This window comes from Rhodococcoides trifolii (assembly GCF_014635345.1).
GTDB classification, from domain to species: domain Bacteria; phylum Actinomycetota; class Actinomycetes; order Mycobacteriales; family Mycobacteriaceae; genus Rhodococcoides; species Rhodococcoides trifolii.
Window position 1 is genome coordinate 187,236 of record NZ_BMCU01000003.1, and the last position, 19,020, is coordinate 206,255.

Genomic DNA, 19,020 nt, shown 5'->3' on the forward strand with positions numbered 1-19,020 from the left:
CCTACTTCCGACGCTTCGACTTCGCCGGCCTCTTCACCGGTTTGGTACCTGCGCGTGCCGCCTCGCGGCGCTCGCGACGCGTACCGTCGCCGCCCCCGTTCGACTCGGCACCCGATCCGCGTCGCACGACGGTTCCGCCGTCCTCGTCGGGCCCGGAGTAGGTCAGTCGGCTGGTCTGATCGTCGCCCAGACCCTTGGCACGCAGGGCTGCCGGCGCCGCCGACCGCTCGGGTTCCGGGGTGGGCTGCTGCTGCGTGGGCAGCGCCCCGGGGGCAGTCTTGGTCACCGGGTCCTTGGACACCGGGTCTTTGGACACCGGGTTTTTGGACAACGGGGCCTTGCTCAACGGCGCCTCGCCGGCCGGTGCCTTGGTCAGCGCAGCCGCCGACCCGACCGGAGACTGCAGCCCGGCACCCACCTGGAGGCCCGCCGCCGCGGCCGGACTCGGCTGTGTTGCCTCGACCTGCAGGTTGAACAGGAAGCCGACCGATTCTTCCTTGAGTCCTTCGAGCATGCCGGTGAACATGTCGTAGCCCTCGCGCTGGTACTCCACCAGAGGATCACGCTGCGCCATGGCGCGCAGGCCGATTCCCTCCTTGAGGTAGTCCATCTCGTAGAGGTGCTCACGCCACTTGCGGTCGAGCACCGACAGCAGCACCCGCCGCTCGAGTTCACGCATTCCGCCTTCGCCTGCGATGGCGTCGATCTCTGCCTCGCGGCGCACGTAGGCCTGGCGCGCGTCGTCCAGCAGCGCCTCGAGCAGTTCGTCGCGGGACAGATCGCCCTTCTCACCGAACTCGTTCTCCCCGGAGAGGGCCTTGTGATCGAGCGACACGGGATACAGCGTCTTCAACGCGGTCCACAGCTGATCGAGGTCCCAGTCCTCGACGTAACCCTCGGCCGTCGCCCCGTTCACGTAGGCCGCGATGACCGAGGTGATCATCTCCTCGATCTGGCCTTCCATGTCCTCGCCGCGCAGGATGCGGCGGCGCTCCTCGTAGATAACGGTGCGCTGCTGGTTCATCACCTCGTCGTACTTCAGAACGTTCTTGCGGATCTCGAAGTTCTGCTGCTCGACCTGCGTCTGGGCGCTCTTGATGGCCTTGGACACCATCTTCGCTTCGATCGGAACGTCGTCCGGGAGATTGAGCCTGGTCATGATCGATTCGAGAGCTGCGCCGTTGAATCTGCGCATCAATTCGTCCCCGAGCGAGAGGTAGAAGCGAGACTCTCCGGGATCGCCCTGACGACCCGAACGGCCGCGCAGCTGGTTGTCGATGCGGCGCGAATCGTGACGCTCGGTGCCCAGGACGTACAGACCTCCGGCCTCGCGGACCTTGTCCGCATCTTCCTTGACCTGCGCTTTGACCGAATCAAGGGTGTCTTCCCACGCCTGCTGGTACTCCTCGGGATTGTCGACGGGGTCGAGTCCCTTCTTGCGCAGCGCGAGATCGGCCAGAATGTCCGGGTTTCCGCCGAGCACGACGTCCGTGCCGCGACCGGCCATGTTGGTGGCGACGGTGACCGAGCCCGAGCGGCCGGCCTCGGCGATGATGGTTGCTTCCTGCTCGTGGAACTTCGCGTTCAGCACGCTGTGCACCACACCGCGCTTGGTGAATTGCTTCGACAGGTACTCCGAGCGCTCGACGCTCGTGGTGCCGATCAGGACCGGCTGCCCCTTCTCGTGGCGCTCGACGACGTCGTCGACCACCGCGTCGAACTTGGCTTCCTCGGTCTTGTAGATCAGGTCGCCGTTGTCCGAGCGGATCATCGGACGGTTCGTCGGGATGGGAATCACACCCAGGCCGTACGTTTGATGCAGCTCGGCGGCTTCGGTCTCGGCGGTGCCGGTCATTCCGGACAACTTGTCGTACAGACGGAAGTAGTTCTGGAGGGTGATCGTGGCGAGGGTCTGGTTCTCGGCCTTGATCTCCACTCGCTCCTTCGCCTCGATGGCCTGATGCATGCCTTCGTTGTAGCGGCGACCGAGCAGAACACGGCCGGTGAACTCGTCGACGATGATGACCTCGCCGTCGCGGACGATGTAGTCCTTGTCCTTGTTGTACAACTCCTTGGCCTTGATGGAGTTGTTCAGGTAACTCACCAGCGGCGAGTTGGCGGCTTCGTAGAGGTTGTCGATGCCGAGCTGGTCCTCGACCAGTTCCACGCCCGCTTCGTGCACACCGACGGTGCGCTTCTTGATGTCGACCTCGTAGTGGATGTCGGGCTTCAGCAGCGGCGCGATGCGCGCGAACTCGGCGTACCACTTCGAGGACGCGTCGGCCGGGCCCGAGATGATGAGCGGTGTTCGCGCCTCGTCGATGAGAATCGAGTCGACCTCGTCCACGACGGCGAAACTGTGGCCGCGCTGCACCAGGTCGTCGAGGGAGTGCGTCATGTTGTCGCGCAGGTAGTCGAACCCGAACTCGTTGTTCGTTCCGTAGGTGATGTCGGCGGCGTAGGCGGTCCGACGCTCGGCGGGCGACATACCCGAGAGGATGACGTCGACGGAGAGTCCGAGGAAGCGGTGGACGCGGCCCATCCACTCCGAGTCGCGCTTGGCCAGGTAGTCGTTGACCGTGACCACGTGCACGCCGTCACCGGCGATGGCGTTGAGGTACGCGGGGAGAACGCAGGTCAGAGTCTTGCCCTCGCCGGTCTTCATCTCGGCGACGTTGCCGAAGTGCAGAGCTGCGCCGCCCATGAGCTGCACGTCGAAGTGGCGCTGCTGCAGCACGCGCCACGAGGCCTCACGGGCCACCGCGAATGCCTCCGGGAGCAGCTCGTCGAGCGTTTCGCCGTCCGAGTATCGACTCTTGAACTCGTCCGTCTTGGCCCGCAGTTCCTCGTCGGTCAAGGACTCGACGTCCGGCGACAGGGTGGAGACGTGGTCGGCGATGTGCTTCAGCCGCTTGACCATGCGACCTTCACCGACACGGAGCAGTTTGGAAAACGACAACGACGGCACTGGCTTTACTCGTCCTCAATACTCGGCAGCATGACAGCGGGGGTGACCCCGGCGCAGCCCATGGTAGGCGTCCGGGGCGCGACACCGCGGGTGACCCGTCGTGACACGACGAGGCACCCGCGGCGGCGTGCTGGATCTTCTCGTACCGGTCAGGTCAGCCGGATGAGCCCGTAATCGAAGGCATGTCTGCGGTAGACGACCGACGGTCGGTCGGTCGCGCTGTCGTGAAACAGGAAGAAATCGTGGCCGACGAGCTCCATCTCGTAGAGGGCGTCGTCGACGGACATCGGAACGGCCGAGTGCATCTTGGTGCGCACGATCCGGCCGGGACCACCTTCGAAGTCGTCGGTGGGGTCGGGCTTGTCGGCGAGGGTGTGCTCGTGGACGTCCTCGTCGATCAGGGACGCCGTGGCCTCGGCCACGGATGTGGGTCGCTTCTCGCCGTAGTGAACCTTGCGGCGGTCCTTCGTGCGGCGGAGGCGACTTTCGAGTTTGGTCGTCGCGGATTCCAGTGCGGCGTAGAAGCTGTCGGCACACGCCTCGGCACGTACCACGGGCCCTTTACCGCGCACGGTGATCTCCACACGCTGGCAACTCTTCGATTGCCGACGGTTGCGTTCGTGAAAGAGCTCGACGTCGAACAGGTGGATCGTCGGATCGAAACGCTCGAGTCGTTCGAGTTTCTCGGTGACGTAGATGCGAAAGTGATCGGGTATCTCGACGTTTCGGCCCTTCACGACAATTTCGGCGCGGGGCGCGTCCTGGCTTGCACTGTCATCCGATTCGACGAATACGGACGTGGTCGACGGTGTCGTCATATGTACCTCCCGATAGTGGCCGCACTGCACGCGCGGCGACGCAAAAGAATCGAGCGCCGGGAAGGGAACCGCCCGGCACCAGGTGAAGAGGCGTCACCTCCTACCGAAAGTCATTCACAGACGGGCAAATTCGTGATCGAACCGAGTCGCGATCGACCCGGGTTCGTGAACGTGACCGTAGTCCGTCGCATGCCCGTCCGCCACCGTTCATCGGATATTCACGGGAGGTGTTCAGAAATGTCCGGACAACCGGTACGCAAACCGTCTAGAGCACCGACGCGACGACCACTACCACGTCCACAACGACACCGTGTGAAGCAAGTGCGCGGACCGTTTCGGACGCGGTGGTACCGGTCGTCATGACGTCGTCGACGACGATCGTGGTGCTCTGTCGTAAGCGGGACGCCGCGTCGGCAGGAATGCGCACACGCACGTTTCCGGCGAGGTTGGCCTGGCGCGCGCGTGCGGACAGCCCGACCGAATCGCGGACCGTGCGATCGACCCCGACGACGGGGGCGACGAGCACCTTCTCCGGAAGCAGCGCGAGCGCCGCACCCCGGCACAGCCGTTCGACGGGGTCACCGCCGCGCCGTCGCGCCGCGCTCCGCCTCGACGGCGCGGGTACGAGCGTCAGGGGCGAGAGCTGCCAGGGATCGATCTCCCCCTGCCGTCGCAGCGACCGCACGAAGCCGGCCACGGCCTCCCCCAGCGGTTGCGCGAGGTCCCGCCGTCCGCGCTCCTTCGCCGCCACCACGCTGTGGCGGCGAGCACCGGAGTACGCACCCAGGGCCCAGCACGGCGCGCCGACTTCCACTCGTGGGCGCAGCACGATCGGGTCAGCGGCAAGATCGGCTCGGCACGCCGCGCACCAGCGCGTTCCGGGGCGCCCACACCCACCGCATTCGCGGGGCAGGATCAGGTCCAGGAGGGTCTCCACGCCGCCGATCCTCTACCGGGGCACCGACACGTTCACTCAGCCGGGCAGGACCGGAACGGCGGACGTGCCCGTCAGACCCGGAACCTCGCGCCAGTAGCGATCGCTCGCCGGGTCGGTGTTGTCGATCTCGAACACTGCTCGCGAGTCGGCCACGAAGACGCTCGTCGCCGACGCGTCCACGGACACCACCGGTGCGGTCAGATTCCGGCTCGGCAGCGCGTCGAGGCGCGAACCGTCGACTGCCACTTGCACGATCGGGACATCGGACGATGCGCGGGCCACCACGACGGTGTCTCCCGTGCTCCAGTCGAGCGAGAGCGCCGAACTCCCGAGTCCGTCGGCCACCGGCCGGGGCTCTCGCAATGCGTACACCCCGTTCGACTGACGCACCACGACTGCCACGTAGACCGACCCGTCGACGATCAGGGCCGCACGCACCCCGTCACGGGAGAGCCGAAGCTCGCTGATCTGCCCGCCGATGCCCGCCAGCTCCGACGAGTCGACGCCCACCACCGACACCTGTCCCGTCGCCGGATCACGCACGGCACGAACCACTCTGGTTCCGTCCACGACGGCCCAGACGGCGTCCTTGTCGGGTCCCCACGACGGCCGCGTGACCGAATTGCCTTCGGCGACGGGGAATGCGCCACTGCCGTACGTGCCGATGAAGAGGGCGTCGGGCAATTGGGGCGCGGCCCGGCCGGTGTCGGAGACTGCCCCGACGAGAGTGCCGTCCGCGGACAGCGAGATCGACTTCAGATTGTTGACGGTGCCGAAGTATCCGGGCACCGGGGTGACCGAGGCGTCGTCTCCGATCTTGACCAGGCTGCCGCCCTTGAGCGCATGCAGGCCGATCGTCGCCCCCGAGACGGACAGCGGGTCGTAGGAGGCGACCTCGGCCGTCGTCCACCCGTCCGGGTAGGCCGAGTCGAGTGGGACACCGTCGGAGAGGATGACGTACGGCCCCGACACCTCGGCTTCGGCGAGGGTCCAGATGACTTGTGCAGCAAGCAGTTCCCGGTTGGCGGTGTCGAGGTTGCCCAGCCCGGTCAGGTCCACGCGGATACCGCCGAGGCCGACTCCGACGGAGGACGTTCGCCCGTCCGCCTTCGTCACGGGGCCTCGGAGGGACACACCGTTGAGCAGGTTGCGCACGGCCGGGGCGAGAGAGTCACGTGGCCCGGACACGAGCGACCCCATCAGCTGCTCTGCGAGTCGGTCCTGCGCGACGGACACCCACCGCGGGTCAGGGACCAGCGAGGCGCCCGTCGGGTCGGCGAAGTACAGCGACTTGCGTTCGTAGCTGTTGAGGAACTGGGTTCGGTCCATGATGGTGCCCGCGGGAAGCCCGTCGACCCGCCACTCCCCATCCGTCCTGGACAGGGTCAAGCGAGCCTCGAACGATCCCTCCTCGGCCTGGTACTGCCCGCCCTGTTCGAGCTGACCGACGCGATTGGCCCGGATCGTGTATTCCGCCGAGTCGCCCGACCGGCTGTCCTCGAGGACGTCGACCTTGTCGACGACGGTGGCGCTCGCCCCGTCGTTCCACCCCTTCGACGCGTCGTCGGTGAGAAATTGACGCGCGGCAGCGTGACCGTCCGTGGGATCGGTGCTGGCCTTGACGAAGTCGCGGACGAGCAATTGCGGTTCCCGACCCGGGGTCGGTACGGGCAGTTCCGGGACCGCGGGCTCGCGTGCCACCGTGCCGAGCGCTTGCGGCGCCGAGGAGGTCGGGAGGCTCGCGCAGCCCGACACCAGCAGTATCAGGGCGACGATCGCCGCTCCGGCGAGACGGCGGATCACGACAGCGGCTCCGCAGACGTACCCGCGCGCGATGCGATTGCCGGGCGGCCCGAGGCCACGCCGTTCGGATGTCCGGTCGCGGACCGCCGCGTCACCGGCCGGAGGGGCAGCGGGCTGGTCACGACCTTGCGTCCGCGTACCAGAGGCACGGTGAGGCGGAAATAGGCACCGTGTCCGAGTTCGCCCCAGGCGTCGAGCTTTCCGTCGTGCAGCCGCGCGTCCTCGAGACTGATCGCCAGCCCCAGACCGGTGCCGCCCGAACGACGCACACGGGAGGGGTCCGAGCGCCAGAACCGGTTGAACACCAACTTCTCTTCGCCGGGCCGCAGACCGATGCCCTGGTCTCGCACCACGATGGCCGCGGCGTCCGCGTCGGCCCGAAGGCGAAGCAGCACGGGCTTGCCTTCACCGTGGTCGATGGCGTTGGCGAGCAGGTTGCGCAGGATCCGTTCGACGCGTCGGGGATCGACGTCTGCGATGACCGGTTCGTCGGGCATGTCCATGACCAGTTCGGTACCGCTCTCGCGGGCCAGGTGCCGCACCGTGGACACGGCAGCTTTCGCGCACATCCGCAGATCGAGTTGTTCGGACGCGAGTTCGGCGACGCCGGCGTCGTGGCGGGAGATCTCGAGGAGATCGTTGAGCAGCGTTTCGAATCGGTCGAGCTCGTTCACGAGCAACTCGGACGAACGTTTGAGCGCCGGGGGGAGATCGTCGCTCGCGTCGTGAATCAGTTCGGCCGCCATCCGGACCGTCGTCAAGGGTGTCCGCAACTCGTGGGAGACGTCGGACGTGAACTGCCGCTGCAGGTTTCCGAACTCTTCGAGCTGAGCGATCTGCTTCGACAGGCTTTCGGCCATCTCGTTGAACGACATCGCGAGCCGCGCGATGTCGTCCTCGCCGCGCACCGGCATTCGTTCCTTCAGCCTGCCGTCGGCGAACCGCACCGCGATACGCGAGGCGGACCTGATGGGCACCACCACCTGCCGGGCGACCAGCATCGAGATGGCGGCGAGAAGCACCATCAGCACCGCCCCGCCGATCAGCAGAGTGCCGCGGACGAGGGCGAGGCTCCGGTCCTCCCCCGCCAACGGAAAGACCAGGTAGAGCTCGAGGGTCGACAGGTCCGATGCCGTCGGGCTTCCGACGATCAGGACCGGGCCGGTGAAACCGGTCGGGTCGTTCGCGGTGGAGAATTGATAGCTGACCTGCCCGGCCTGAACGAACGCGCGCAGCGACTGCGGTATCTGATCGGCGGGCCCGGTCGACGTCTCCTGCCTGGAACCGTCTCCGGCGACGATCAACACCGGGTCGAAGGTTCCCGCGGAGCTCGAGTCGGCGCCCGTCTCGGTGTCACGGTTGGTCAGGGCCGAGCGCACCAGCTGCAGTCGGTTGCCGAGGGTGGTGCTGTCGTCGGCGCCCGCGAGTTGGCCCTCGACCTCGGCGCGCGCCCGATCGAGCTCCTTGGTGGCCGCGTCGATCTTCGTCTCGAGCAATCGATCGGTGATCTGACTGGTCAACACCACGCCGAGAATGGTGATGACGATCAGCGACAGCGTGAGCGTCGAGACGACCACTCGCAGCTGCAGCGATCGTCGCCAGGCGTGCGAGAGCGACGTGCCCAGCGAACGAAACCAGCGGATCACCGGTGAGAAGGTCCCGTTGATCCGCCGTCGTGATCTGGAGGTCCAGATCATGGTCGAGGAGCCGTCACGGCGGACCCGCCTTGTACCCCACGCCGCGCACGGTCAACACCACTTCCGGGTTCTCGGGGTCCGTCTCGACCTTGGCGCGAAGCCGCTGCACGTGGACGTTCACCAGACGGGTGTCGGCTGCATGCCGGTAACCCCAGACCTGTTCGAGAAGGACTTCGCGCGTGAACACCTGGCGCGGCTTGCGCGCGAGTGCGACCAGCAGGTCGAACTCGAGCGGTGTCAAGGAGATGAGCGAGCCGTCGCGGGTGACCTTGTGGGCCGGCACGTCGATCACCACGTCGCCGATCGACAACAGTTCCGCCGGCTCGTCCTCGGTCCGGCGCAGCCGCGCGCGGACGCGGGCGACCAGTTCTTTCGGCTTGAACGGCTTCATGATGTAGTCGTCGGCACCCGACTCGAGCCCGAGCACGACGTCGACGGTGTCGGTCTTCGCGGTCAACATGACGATCGGAACCCCGGAATCGGCGCGGAGCACGCGACACACGTCGATCCCGTTCATGCCGGGAAGCATCAGGTCCAGCAGAACGAGGTCGGGGCGGTTCTCGCGCACCGCAGCGAGCGCCTGCGTGCCGTCGCCGACCACGAACGGTTCGAAACCCTCGCCGCGGAGGACGATGGTCAGCATTTCGGCCAGAGCCGTATCGTCGTCGACAACCAGAATTCGTGGCTTCATGCTCCTATGTTGTCACTCCGGCGCCGCGCGACCGCTCATTGAGAAGCGTCGCGGCGAGTTGAACGGGATCTAGGTCGCCGTCGGGGCTGCCGTCGACCACGTGCCACGGCGACATCCACTGCTTCTCGGCCAGTCCCGCGTACACGGCGGCGGTTCGTCGTTGCAGCCCCGAATCACGTTCGTACGCATCACGAATGCGACTGCCGTCCTCCTGCTCCCGCGTTCTCGCGCGCTCCTCCGCGAGCTCGACGGGAACACCGAGCAGGACCTGGGCGTCGGGAACCGGGAGCATCAGCCGGTCGAATTCGAGCGCCCGAACCCACTCGACCATCGGACCGTCCGCGTCCTCGTGAACGCGGGCGGCCGAATACGCGGCGTTCGACGCCACGTACCGGTCTAGTATCACGACGTCGTGCCGCCGGGTCAGTTTGACCAATTCGGCAGCCGCGCTCGATCGGTCGAGGGCGAACAGCACCGCCATGGCGTTGACGCTGGTCTCGAGGTCACCGTGCTCGCCGGCCAACGCCTCCGCGGCGATGTCCGCGTGCACGGACTCGCCGTACCTCGGAAACCCGATACGAACGACGTCGACTCCGGACTCCTCCCATGCAAGCGTCAGCTTGCGCGAGAGGGTGAACTTTCCGGCGCCGTCCACTCCCTCGATCGTGACCAGCACGCCCATGGCGGATCAGCCGCCGTCAGTACCGGTAGTGCTCGGGCTTGTACGGGCCCTCGACGTCGACACCGATGTACTCGGCCTGCTCCTTCGTGAGCTTGGTGATCGAACCGCCCAGTGCCTCGACGTGAATTCGAGCGACCTTCTCGTCGAGGTGCTTCGGCAGGCGGTAGACCTCGTTGTCGTATTCGCTCGGCTTGGTCCACAGCTCGATCTGCGCGATCACCTGGTTGGAGAAGCTGTTGCTCATGACGAACGACGGGTGACCCGTGGCGTTGCCGAGGTTCAGCAAGCGACCCTCGGACAACACGATGATCGAGTGTCCGTCCTTGAACTGGAACTCGTCGACCTGCGGCTTGATGTTGATGCGGGTGACGTCGGTCGCCTTCTCGAGTCCGGCCATGTCGATCTCGTTGTCGAAGTGGCCGATGTTGCCCAGGATGGCTTGGTGCTTCATCTTGCGCATGTGCTCGAACGTGATGATCGACAAGTTGCCCGTCGAGGTGATCACGATGTCGGCCTGCTCGATGAACTCCTCGACCGTACGGACGTCGAAGCCGTCCATGAGCGCCTGGAGCGCATTGATGGGGTCTGCCTCGGTGACCGTGACGCGTGCGCCCTGGCCCTTGAGCGCCTCGGCGCAGCCCTTGCCGACGTCGCCGTAACCGCAGACCAGCACGGCCTTGCCACCGATGAGAACGTCTGTGCCACGGTTGATTCCGTCGATCAGCGAGTGGCGCGTGCCGTACTTGTTGTCGAACTTGCTCTTGGTGACCGAGTCGTTGACGTTGATCGCGGGGAACGCGAGCTCACCGGCCGCCGCGAACTGGTAGAGGCGCAGAACACCGGTGGTGGTTTCCTCGGTGACACCCTTGATGGACGACGCGACCTCGGTCCACTTGGTGGTCGACGCCTCCAGCGAACGACGCAGCAGCCCCAGGAACACCTTGTACTCGTCGGAATCGGCGTCGTCGTCGGTCGGCGGGACCACCCCCGCCTTCTCGAACTGCGCACCGCGCAGCACGAGCATCGTGGCGTCACCACCGTCGTCGAGAATCATGTTGGCGGGCTCGCCCGGCCAGGTGAGCATCTGCTCCGCCGCCCACCAGTACTCCTCGAGCGACTCTTCCTTCCACGCGAAGACCGGGACGCCCTTGGGCTCCTCGGGGCTTCCGTAGGGACCCACCACGACGGCCGCGGCGGCGTGATCCTGAGTGGAGAAGATGTTGCACGACGCCCACCGCACCTCGGCGCCGAGCGCGACGAGGGTTTCGATCAGGACGGCGGTCTGGATGGTCATGTGGAGCGATCCCGACACGCGGGCACCCTTGAGCGGTGCGGCGTCGGAGTACTCGCGGCGCAGCGCCATCAGCCCGGGCATCTCGTGCTCGGCGAGACGAATCTCCTTGCGGCCGTACTCGGCAAGGGAGAGGTCTCGTACCTTGAAGTCGAGGCCGCCGATGTTGTCCGCCACGAGGGCTTGCGCGGATGTCGTTGTTGTCATGCCCCCAAGGCTATCGGTCAGGCGCTTCGATCGAGACCCAGGGGCGTCGGCCCGGCTACCGCACCGCCGAACGGCGGAGCGAACCTGGTCTCGATCGCGTCGCGCCGACGTGGATGAACGTTGGCGAGCGAGACGTCTCCGCCGTAGTGCGCCACCACCTTCGGGTCCATGTAGCGGCGCCAGAGGGGCGGAACGGCAGCGAGGACGACCATGGTCGCGTACCCCGCCGGCAACTGCGGAGCCTCGTCGAAGGAGCGGAGCGTCTGGAACCGCCGGGTCGGATTGGCGTGATGATCGCTGTGACGCTGCAGGTGATAGAGAAAGATGTTCGTGACGATCCGGTCGCTGTTCCAGCTGTGTCGAGGTGCGCACCGTTCGTACGTCCCGCGCCGCGTGCGCGCACGCAACAGTCCGTAGTGCTCGATGTAGTTCACCGCTTCGAGCAGAAGAAATCCGACGACGGCCTGCACCAGGAGGTAGGGAAGGATTCGAACGCCGAACACCAGCACCAATCCGGCGAACAGCACGACGCTCATGCTCCACGCATTCAGAACGTGGTTGCGGACGCTCCACGGGGACCGGCCCCGACGACGCAGTCGGGCCACCTCCAGAGCCCACGCCGAGCGGACCCCACCGACGACGCTGCGCGGCATGAACATCCACAGGCCTTCGCCCATCCGAGCGCTCGCCGGATCGTCCGGCGTTGCCACACGGACATGGTGACCGCGGTTGTGCTCGACGAAGAAGTGACCGTAGAACGATTGCGCGAGTGCGATTTTGGCGAGCCACTGCTCCGCGCTCTCGACGCGGTGACCGAGTTCGTGGGCGGCGTTGATGCCGACTCCACCGACAAGTCCGACCGTGACTGCGTACCCGATCTTGTCGACGACGGTCAGGTCACCGAAGGCCCACATCCAGCACGCGACGAGCAACGACGAGAACTGCACCGGCAAGAAGAGGAAGGTGCACCAGCGATAGAACCGGTCCTCCTGAAGAGAACCGGCCTCGTCGGGCGGGTTCACCCCGTCCTCCCCCGCCAGGATGTCCGCAGCAGGAATCAGGACGAAGAACACCAGCAACCCGCTCCACCAGAAAATCGGCCATCCGGTGTGCATGACCAGTTGGGACGGCAGGAGCGCCGACGCCGGAGCCAGCAGGCCCAGCACCCACAGGTACCGTTTCGGATCGCGCCAGCGCGATGTCGTTCGTCGGCTCCGGCCTACTTCTTGTTCTGACTTGTCGGTCTCACGAGCGCCCCCCGCAGGCTTGTCGACCGAGCTTGCTGTTCGCAGAAAGCTCGAAAACATGATCGACGGTCCTCCATAGACAACGAAAACAGTCTTGTGGTCTGTCCTTGGACTCTATAACAGGACAAACGACCGTTGTGTTGATTTCGTTATCCGAAGGAGCTACTTCCGACACCCGAGAGACGAGCCGCCCCGACACCAGTGTCGGAACAGGCGATGAGCAGCGCGTTCTCCAGCGAGCAGGGCAGCTGTGATCTAGGCCACGTCGGAGGAACGTGCCGTGTCGTTGAGAACGGAGTGGCGGCGGCTGTAGGTGAAGTAGACGACAACCCCCAACGCCATCCAGACGACGAAACGAATCCACGTCTCGACCGACAGGTTCAGCATCAACCACAGGCAGGCGATCACGGACAGAATCGGCACCACGGGCACCAGCGGAACGGTGAAGCCGCGCTGCAGGTCCGGGCGGGTGCGTCTGAGCACCAGAACGCCGATCGACACCAGAACGAAGGCGAAGAGCGTACCGATGTTCACCATCTCCTCCAGCGTCCCGATGGGGAAGAACGTGGCGATGACCGCCACGACCACTCCGACGAGGACTGTGATGCGCACCGGAGTTCCGCGGCTTCCGGTACGGGCGAGACCTCGCGGCGCGAGACCGTCGCGGGACATGGCGAACAGCACTCGGGTCTGACCCAGCATCAACACCATGACGACCGTGGTCAGACCGGCGAGGGCGCCGAACGAAATTATGTTCTTCGCCCAGGTGATGCCGTTCAACTCGAAGGCGGTCGCGAGTGTCGAGTCCTCCCCGGCGAGATCGGTGTACTTCACCATGCCCGTCAGAACCAGCGTGACCGCTACGTAGAGCACCGTCACGATGATCAACGAGCCGATGATGCCGCGCGGCAGCGCACGCTGCGGATCCTTGGTCTCCTCCGCGGTCGTGGCCACGACGTCGAATCCGATGAAGGCGAAGAACACGAGGCTGGCCGCAGCCAGCACGCCGTACCACCCGAATGTGCTTCCCCCCGCACCGGTCACGGCGGAGAACAACGACTGCGTCAGACCGCTCCCCGTGTCACTCGGTTCCGACGGCGGAACGTAGGGCGAGTAGTTGGACGCCTTGATGTAGAACGCACCCACGATCACCACGAGGAGAACCACGGCGACCTTGATCGCGGTGATCACCAGCGACACCCGCGAGGACAGCTTGATTCCCGTCGCCAGCACCACCGTCAACACGACGACGATCAACAGGGCGCCCCAGTCGATCGACACCGAACCGACGGACAACACCGGCGCGGCCGTTCCCAGCACCTCGCCGAGGTACAACGACCACCCCTTCGCGACCACGGCGGAAGCAAGGGCGAACTCCAGCACCAGGTCCCAGCCGATGATCCAGGCCACGAACTCGCCGAACGTCGCGAACGAGAACGTGTAGGCACTGCCCGCGACGGGCACCGTCGATGCGAACTCGGCGTAACACAGCGCAGCCAACCCGCAGGTGATCGCGGCGAAGACGAAAGCCAACGAAACCGACGGTCCCGCAACGTTACCGGCGGTGCGTGCGGTCAGCGTGAAGATGCCCGCTCCCACCGCGACGGCCACACCGAACACGGTCAGATCCCACGCACCCAGATTCTTCTTGAGTTTGGTGTCCGGCTCGTCGGTGTCCTGAACGGACTGCTCGATCGATTTGGTTCGGAAGAGACCCGTTCGTCGTTCGCTCACGGGATCACAGTAAACCGGACGTACCTCGCGTCGAGACGAAACGACTCGCCGAATTCAGCCGACGGTCGCTACGAACAACCGAGCGGTCTCGGACGCGGTGGTCACCACCGGATCAGGGTCGGTCGCCGACAACCAGGCCGCTCCGCCGCGATGGACGGTCAGCGTGCGTCCCCCCGCGACCAGATCGACATCACCCTCGGTCACGAGCACGATTCGCGGGCCCGTCGATCCCGCCACGGCCGTGGTGATTCCCGTGTCGGACGAGGTCAGATCCACCCTGGCGATGGTGAATTCAGGAGCGGGAGTCGGGTACACCACCGGTGTTCCGCGCTCGCCCTCCGGATCGAGCACGGGAGCGTCGAGCGGCTCGAAGTCCAGCACCCGCAACAGTTCCGGGACGTCGACGTGCTTCGGAGTGAGACCACCGCGCAGAACGTTGTCGGAGTTCGCCATGATCTCCACGGCGGTGCCCCGCAGGTACGCGTGCAGGTTCCCGGCGGCGAGATAGAGACCCTGCCCCGGCTCGAGCGTGATGCGGTTCAGCAACAGCGCAGCCAGCACTCCCCCGTCGCCGGGATAGAATTCGCCGAGTTCGAGCACCGTCCGCAACTCGGGCACGAAATCGCCGGGGCCCGAGCCCAGGGCCACCACGCACCCTTCGAGGACGGAAGGCAGCACCACGTCGAGCGCGCGTTGAGGGAGGGTGATCCAGGACGTGAAGAGAGCCCGCAGGCCCGACGAATCCGGTTGCGCAGCAAGCATCTCGGAGTACGGGGCCAGTTCGGGAACGGCCAGATGGTCGAACAGTTCGAGCGTCCGCTTCGGGTCACGGAACCCCGCGAGCGCGTCGAACCGCGTCAGCGCGATCACGAGCTCGGGTTTGTGGCTGCTGTCCTTGTAGTTGCGGACCGACGAGTCCACCGCGACACCGGTCGCGTTCTCGCGCGCGAATCCTTCCGCCGCCTGCGCCGAGCTCGGGTGCGCCTGGAGAGACAGAGGCTCTTCCGCCGCAAGCAGTTTCAGCAGAAACGGTAGGCGGGCACCGTACTTGTCGACGGTGGCCGATCCGAGTTGCCCGACGGGATCGGAATCGACGACGTCGAGCAACGACGCGTCACCGGTCTCCGATCGGAGCGTGGCCGGATCGCCCGGGTGCGCGCCGAACCACAGCTCCGCCTCCGGGTGAGGCGACGGGGTGGGTCGACCGCGCAACGCCGCCAGTGCGGTGCGCGAACCCCACGCATACGACCTCGCCGCTCCGTCGAGCAGATCCACTATCGACCGCCTGTCAGTTGTACGTATGCCGCAGCCGTTTCGAGCCGAGACGCGATCACCAGGGCCTGCTCGACCGCGCGTGCCGTCGACGACCGAGACGCGGTCGTAGTCGGGGGGGACAGCACGTCGGGTGAGGACACTTCCGCGCGCACCACGTCCACGTCGCCGAGCATGGCGCTGCGCCGACGCACCAGTCCCTCGTCCGGCTCGGTGGAGACGGCGAAGACACGCACCGGATCACTCGGCCTCGGGCCGTCCAACTGCTCGTCGTGGAACAGGGGATCGACGTCGGCGGCCATCGCATCCGGCGATCCGCCCAACGGACCGAAATCACTCACCGACGCAACAGCTTCCGACAGTTCACCCGCGGCGGCGACCGTTCCGCACCGGAGCAGTACCTCTTCGGCGTGCATGGCGATCTCCGTGGTCACCGGCGAGTCACCGAGTACGAGCACTCGCCGTCCTGCCATCCGCGACGCCAGCGCCTTCGCCGGGTTGTGGAAGGACTCCAGGGCCGGGTTGTTCCGGGCAGCCTCGTCGTCCAACGCGTCGGCGAGAGCGTCGAGGCCGGCTACGGCGTCCTCCCGCGGGTCCACCGCGGCCAGGACCGCCACGATCACCGCGACGAAGCGCGGCAGCGTATTTCGATCCAGTACCTGCATGCGAGGCGGGAACATGCACACGCGGCCGGCGCCGGCCGATCTCACGGGACCTTCGTCGGGAACTGCCACCACGACTTCCGCGCGCCGACGGACTGCGGCAGCCACCGAGTCGACGGTGCGCGGATCTCCCGCGTCGTCTCCCGCTACGACCACGACGTCGAGCGGACCGACCCACGGCGGAGTCGCCGAGACGTGAACGAGGGGTAACCCGGCTGCACCGCCGAGCGCCGCTGCAGCCAGCGAGGCTGCGCGGCGGGCGCGTCCCGACGACGCGACCAAGACGACGCTGCGGGGGCGCAGGTCGACGAGGTGATCGAGCAGACCTTCGGCGACCGCTGCGGCTGTCGCGCGCACCTGTGCACCCGCAAGTGCAGCCGAGTGCAGAGATCCGTGAGAGTCGGCGGCCAGCACGGCAACCGAGTCGTCGATGTCGATGACGGACGAAGGAGCAGTCATCGCCTTGCCACCTCCCTCTCGGACCCCGTCGGTTCCTCCACCGTTCGCGCTGTACCCACTATGACAGTTCGTGGCCGGATCAGGCGCGGACGATATCCAAAATCTCGGTCACCAGAGCGTCGACCTCGGACGCGGTTCGGGCCTCGACGTTCAGCCGGAGCAGCGGCTCGGTGTTGGAAGCACGGATGTTGAACCATGCCGCGTCGCCGAGCGAGACGGTGACACCGTCGAGCCGGTCCACCGAGTCCGTCCGAGAGGCGAAGGCATCGAGAACCGCGTCGGTGCGGCCCGGGGCATCCACCACCGTCGAATTGATCTCTCCGGACGCCGCATACACCTCGTACTGCTTCATCAGTTCCGACAGCGGACGCTCCTGGCCACCCAACGCGGCCAGAACGTGCAGTGCCGCGAGCATGCCGGAGTCCGCACCCCAGAAGTCGCGGAAGTAGTAGTGCGCCGAGTGCTCGCCGCCGAAGATCGCGCCCGTGTCGGCCATGAGCGCTTTGATGAAGGAGTGTCCCACTCGGGTGCGGACGGGGGTTCCGCCAAGCTTCTCCACCAGTTCCGGGACGGCGCGAGAGGTGATGAGGTTGTGAATGACCGTGGCGCCCGGCTCTTTTCCGAGTTCACGCTCCGCGACCAATGCGGTGATGGCCGACGGCGACACGGGCTCGCCGCGCTCGTCGACCACGAAGCAGCGGTCGGCGTCGCCGTCGAACGCCAAGCCGATGTCGGCGCCCGTGTCGAGTACGAACTTCTGCAGATCCACCAGGTTCGCCGGTTCGAGCGGGTTGGCCTCGTGGTTGGGGAAGGTGCCGTCCAACTCGAAGTACAGCGGGCGGACGCCGACCGTCATGGGCTCGAACACGGCGGGGACAGTGTGTCCCCCCATGCCGTTCCCGGCGTCGACGGCTGCGACGAGGGGCCTCAGTTGCGACGTGTCGACGAGGTCCCGGACGAACTGTGCGTAGTCCGCGAGGACGTCCTGCTCGGTGATCGTTCCCCGCGCGCCGTCGTAGCCGGGCACTCCGTCGATCACCTCGGCAGTGATGGTGGCGAGCCCGGAATCCTGGCCCACCGGTTTCGCACCCGCACGACACAGCTTGATGCCGTTGTACTTGGCCGGGTTGTGACTGGCCGTGAACATCGCTCCCGGGCAGTCGAACCGGCCCGATGCGAAGTACAGCTGATCCGTGGACGCGAGTCCGATCATCACGACGTCCAGACCTTGTGCCGTCACTCCCTCGGCGAACGCGCGGGACAGTTCGGGTGAGGACGCGCGCATGTCGTGCCCGACGGTCACGCGCTCCGCTCCCCCGTCGCGTACGAGTCGGGCGAAGGCGCCGCCGACGTCGCGGACGAAGTCGACATCGATCTGCTCACCGACCACACCCCGCACGTCGTACGCCTTGATGACGGCATGCACTAGTTCTGCGGATCGGGGCACTGTCGTTCTCCTGCTCGTCGGCGGTGAAGGTTCGTCGGCGGTGTTCGACCGTCACTACGACGAGACGGTCGGGGGAAGCCTATCGGCCCGGGGCACCGTTCGGTGCGGTGCGAGCGTCAGGTGGTGGGGTCGGGAAGCACCCGGAGGTGCCCTCGGCGACCGGTCCGCACGTTGGACACCGGACGAGCGGATGTGGACGGCAGGCCGGGCTCGGACCTGTCGCCACCGCGGTCGACGCTCCTCACGGAGGTGGGACGGTCTCGAAGCCCTGCTTCGCGGACAGCTTCGGCGAGCGCGGTCAGATCGTCGTCGTCGGGTGTGGACGACGAGAAGCCGCCCTCGTAGCGCACCATCTCCCAGCCTTTGGGGGCGGTGATGCGTGATCCGTGTATGTCGCAGAGGTCCCAGGAGTGCGGTTCCGCGACGGTGGCGAGCGGGCCCACCACGGCGGTGGAATCGGAATAGACGTAGGTCAACGTCGCAACGGCCGGTCTGTTGCACCCCGGCCGGCAGCACCCACGCACTGTTCTCACGACCGATACCCTAGCCCGCGCCCGGCGGCCCGCCCCCGCAGACACGCAGAGCCGGGTCGGTACTGTTCGTGCGTGCCCACGCCACCTCGCCGACCGCAGACGTCGCGGTCGGTCGCACGCCGCGGCCGAGGTGTCCGCGGGCCCATGTACTCCGATGCCCTTCCGGCGCATCGCACCCGCGCAGAGAAGTTCGACGGCGTGGTTCTCGAGGCCTTCGCGGACATCGACCGGCGATGGCACGACAGATTGACCAAGCTGGATATCGCGGTCGACGACGTCCCCAAGATCAGGGCCGTCGACCCGGAGTCGGTGAACTGGCCGCAGGAAGTGGTGGCCGAGGGGCCGGTTCCGCTCTCACGCCTGGTCCCTGCGGGGGTGGACACGCGGGGGGCGACGACGAGGGCACGAGTGGTGCTGTTTCGACGCCCACTCGAGCGACGAGCGCACGACCGGGACGAGCTGGCGGATCTGATTCACAGCGTTCTGGTCGAGCAGGTTGCGACGTACCTGGGCCTGTTACCCGACGTCGTAGATCCCTATCCGACCGAAGACGAGGACTGAGCCCCGTTTCG

General features: G+C 66.4%; 15 protein-coding genes. 1 reads left to right on the forward strand and 14 read right to left on the reverse strand.

Going from position 1 to position 19,020, the window contains the following annotated elements; genetic code table 11:
* Position 1: 1 nt before the first annotated feature.
* The 14 genes from secA to IEW02_RS14195 form a co-directional block, all read right to left on the reverse strand.
* On the reverse strand, positions 2–2,968 hold the full coding sequence (secA, locus tag IEW02_RS14130; RefSeq protein WP_188545495.1) for a preprotein translocase subunit SecA: 2,967 nt from the start codon (positions 2,966–2,968) through the stop codon (positions 2–4).
* A 149-nt stretch (positions 2,969–3,117) separates the two neighbouring features.
* On the reverse strand, positions 3,118–3,786 hold the full coding sequence (hpf, locus tag IEW02_RS14135; protein ID WP_188545496.1) for a ribosome hibernation-promoting factor, HPF/YfiA family: 669 nt from the start codon (positions 3,784–3,786) through the stop codon (positions 3,118–3,120).
* Between the two features lie 265 nt (positions 3,787–4,051).
* On the reverse strand, positions 4,052–4,723 hold the full coding sequence (locus tag IEW02_RS14140) for a ComF family protein (protein ID WP_229746041.1): 672 nt from the start codon (positions 4,721–4,723) through the stop codon (positions 4,052–4,054).
* Between the two features lie 36 nt (positions 4,724–4,759).
* Positions 4,760–6,526: an MtrAB system accessory lipoprotein LpqB gene (lpqB, locus tag IEW02_RS14145; protein ID WP_188545497.1), complete on the reverse strand. Its 1,767-nt coding sequence runs from the start codon at positions 6,524–6,526 to the stop codon at positions 4,760–4,762.
* Positions 6,523–8,223: an MtrAB system histidine kinase MtrB gene (gene mtrB, locus IEW02_RS14150; protein ID WP_188545498.1), complete on the reverse strand. Its 1,701-nt coding sequence runs from the start codon at positions 8,221–8,223 to the stop codon at positions 6,523–6,525. Before mtrB ends, lpqB begins: the two co-directional genes overlap by 4 nt.
* 13 nt (positions 8,224–8,236) lie before the next feature.
* On the reverse strand, positions 8,237–8,914 hold the full coding sequence (mtrA, locus tag IEW02_RS14155; RefSeq protein WP_188545499.1) for an MtrAB system response regulator MtrA: 678 nt from the start codon (positions 8,912–8,914) through the stop codon (positions 8,237–8,239).
* A 4-nt stretch (positions 8,915–8,918) separates the two neighbouring features.
* Positions 8,919–9,590 (reverse strand): dTMP kinase, encoded by a 672-nt coding sequence (locus IEW02_RS14160; RefSeq protein WP_371829966.1) that lies wholly within the window; start codon positions 9,588–9,590, stop codon positions 8,919–8,921.
* A gap of 22 nt (positions 9,591–9,612) precedes the next feature.
* Positions 9,613–11,094: an adenosylhomocysteinase gene (gene ahcY / locus IEW02_RS14165; RefSeq protein ID WP_188545501.1), complete on the reverse strand. Its 1,482-nt coding sequence runs from the start codon at positions 11,092–11,094 to the stop codon at positions 9,613–9,615.
* Positions 11,095–11,111: 17 nt separating this feature from the next.
* The gene (locus tag IEW02_RS14170; RefSeq protein WP_188545502.1) at positions 11,112–12,401 is read right to left on the reverse strand and encodes an alkane 1-monooxygenase; all 1,290 of its coding nucleotides are present in this window, start codon (positions 12,399–12,401) and stop codon (positions 11,112–11,114) included.
* 195 nt (positions 12,402–12,596) lie between these two features.
* On the reverse strand, positions 12,597–14,075 hold the full coding sequence (locus tag IEW02_RS14175; protein ID WP_188545503.1) for an amino acid permease: 1,479 nt from the start codon (positions 14,073–14,075) through the stop codon (positions 12,597–12,599).
* Positions 14,076–14,129: 54 nt separating this feature from the next.
* A complete protein-coding gene (gene manA / locus IEW02_RS14180) occupies positions 14,130–15,350 on the reverse strand; it encodes a mannose-6-phosphate isomerase, class I (RefSeq protein ID WP_188545504.1) in 1,221 nt (406 codons plus the stop codon).
* Positions 15,350–16,468 (reverse strand): tobH protein, encoded by a 1,119-nt coding sequence (locus IEW02_RS14185; protein ID WP_188545505.1) that lies wholly within the window; start codon positions 16,466–16,468, stop codon positions 15,350–15,352. The genes manA and IEW02_RS14185 overlap by 1 nt, the downstream gene beginning before the upstream one ends.
* A gap of 79 nt (positions 16,469–16,547) precedes the next feature.
* On the reverse strand, positions 16,548–17,915 hold the full coding sequence (locus IEW02_RS14190) for a phosphomannomutase/phosphoglucomutase (RefSeq protein WP_188545506.1): 1,368 nt from the start codon (positions 17,913–17,915) through the stop codon (positions 16,548–16,550).
* A 116-nt stretch (positions 17,916–18,031) separates the two neighbouring features.
* Positions 18,032–18,448 carry a DUF3499 domain-containing protein gene (locus IEW02_RS14195; protein WP_188545507.1) on the reverse strand — a complete coding sequence of 139 codons (417 nt, stop codon included), beginning with the start codon at positions 18,446–18,448 and terminating at the stop codon, positions 18,032–18,034.
* Positions 18,449–18,592: 144 nt separating this feature from the next.
* Between IEW02_RS14195 and IEW02_RS14200 the strand changes: the two genes are divergently transcribed.
* A complete protein-coding gene (locus tag IEW02_RS14200) occupies positions 18,593–19,009 on the forward strand; it encodes a metallopeptidase family protein (protein ID WP_188546123.1) in 417 nt (138 codons plus the stop codon).
* Positions 19,010–19,020: the final 11 nt, after the last annotated feature.